At 73.2% G+C, this 1,997-nt stretch carries 2 protein-coding genes; one reads left to right on the top strand and one right to left on the bottom strand.

The window, feature by feature from the left end; all coding sequences use genetic code 11:
* Window positions 1-1,198 (bottom strand): PP2C family protein-serine/threonine phosphatase (locus HW445_RS28675; protein WP_180223756.1); only part of this gene is annotated, 1,198 nt, incomplete at its 3' end.
* Between the two features lie 259 nt (window positions 1,199-1,457).
* Here HW445_RS28675 and HW445_RS28670 point away from each other — a divergent pair.
* The coding region (locus HW445_RS28670; protein ID WP_180223755.1) for a hypothetical protein at window positions 1,458-1,997 on the top strand (540 nt) is incomplete at its 3' end.

The following is a 1,997-nucleotide window of genomic DNA, read 5'->3' as shown; positions in this document are numbered from 1 at the left end:
CGGGACGGGGGCGGCGGACGGAGAAGATGGTCGTGTCGTCCTCCAGGTGCCCGTCGGCGTGCAGCAGGACCCCGTCCCGCACGAACCGGACGATGCCGCGCGGCCTGCGGGTCTCCGGGTCGCGGGCGGCGGCCCGGGCCACCTCCGCCCGGAGCGGGTAGAACTCGCCGTGCTCGTTGCGGGCCTCGGTGACCCCGTCGGTGGTGAGCAGCAGGGTGGCCCCCAGGGGGATCGGGACGCGCAGCATCGGCGGCGGCAGGTTCGCGACGTCGCTCATGCCCAGCGGCAGGCCGTGGGCGCCGGGCAGCGGGCCGGTGTCGCCGGACGGGCTGATGAGCAGGGGAGGTTCGTGCCCGAAGTTGACGATCTCCACCATGTTCGGCTCGTCGGTCGGGAAGCACACCATCACGGCCGTGGCGAACCGGTCCCGGTCCTGCTCGGCGCCCAGGGCGAGCCGGTAGGCGACCTGCCGTTTCAGCCGGATCTCCAGCCGGGACGCCACCGTCGTCAGGCACCGCTCGTGGTACGCCGCCTCACGGAAGGTGCCCAGCAGGGCGGCCGCCGTCTCCACGACCTCCAGCCCCTTGCCCTGGACGTCACCGATGAGCACCCGGGTGCCCCAGGGGCTCGGCTGGATGTCGTAGAAGTCGCCCCCGACCCTCGCCTCACTGTTGGCCGGCATGTAGAGCGCCGCGTGCTCCAGGCCACCGAGCCCGGGCGGAAAGGGACGGAGCACCGCCCGGCGGGTGGTGTCGGCGACCACGGACATCTGCAGCAGCTCGGCCGCGTGGGTGACGCGGACCGCGCAGGCGAGGACCGACAGCACGCTGCCGATCACGAGCAGCACCAGGACCGGCCACACGCTGACCATCGGGCTGGTCACCACCGTGATCACCCCGTAGGCGGCCAGCGCGAGCACCGCCAGGATCGCCGTCACCCGCACGGTGCACAGCGCGGCCGCCACACCGGGGACCAGCACCAGCCAGGACGACGCCCGGAACCAGTCGGGCGACGAGACCTCCACGACGGTGCCGGCCAGCCCGATCAGCACCGGGAACACCCAGCCGATGGCGTGCCCCCGCCAGTACAGGTACCGGTCCAGCCGCCCCGTGCGGACGAAGGCGGAACGCGGCGCCCCGGGGTCGTAGACCGGGCCTCCGGTGTCACCGCTTCCGTCGGCCGGGGGCGTGAACTGCATGTTTTCAGCGAAACACGAGGACGAGGGGGGTGCATCCGGTGGTGGACACAGGGGCGTTCCCGAGTTGCCCGTTCACCCGGACGGGTGTCCGCTGGAAACCGGAGCCGGGGTGGATCCACAGGCCGTGTCCACAGGCCGCGACGGACCCGCCGCATCCGGTCCAGTCTTGAAGCCCTGGTCCCGGGGCCCCCGGTCCTGACGCCCTCGTCGGGACGCCCCGGTCCCGAGGCCCTGGCTTCCGGAGGAGAGGAGCGTTCCCATGACCTACGCGCCACACGCCCCACGGGGCTCCCTGTCCCGGCCTCCCGGTGCCTGGCACCAGGGCGCGGACGCGAGCCGCGGCGCCGACCTGCGGCTGCTCGGCGAGCGCGGGACCAAGATCATGATGTGGGCCATGCCCCTGACGCTCGGGCTGGTCTACGGCTACTGGGCGGCGGCCAACACCCGTGACGGCGGCTCCATCACCGGCTGGAACCTGTTCTACGGCTTCATGACGGCGTTGGTCTTCATGCTGGCGCTGATGGGGATGCGGGCTCTCGCCCCGCGGCTGCCGCGCGGCATACGCGCCGTGGCCTGGGGCGCCTTCACCGGCGTCGCGATGGGCTATCTGGTGAGCACCACCGCCACCAGCGTGATCCGCTCCCTGGTGATGGGCGCGGCCCTCGGGGTGGGCGTGTTCGTCTCGGTCCTCTACCGGACGCAGACCCGCCGTACCCCTGGCTCGCCCAGGCCGGACGAGGCCCCGTACCCGGTCTCGCCCCGCGAGGACGAGGCCCGCACGGCGGCCTACGCGAGCGGG

The organism is Streptomyces sp. UH6 (assembly GCF_013421635.1).
Lineage (GTDB): Bacteria > Actinomycetota > Actinomycetes > Streptomycetales > Streptomycetaceae > Streptomyces > Streptomyces abyssomicinicus.
The sequence above is the reverse complement of the archived record's forward strand: the minus strand, read 5'-3'. Positions and strand labels throughout refer to the sequence as shown.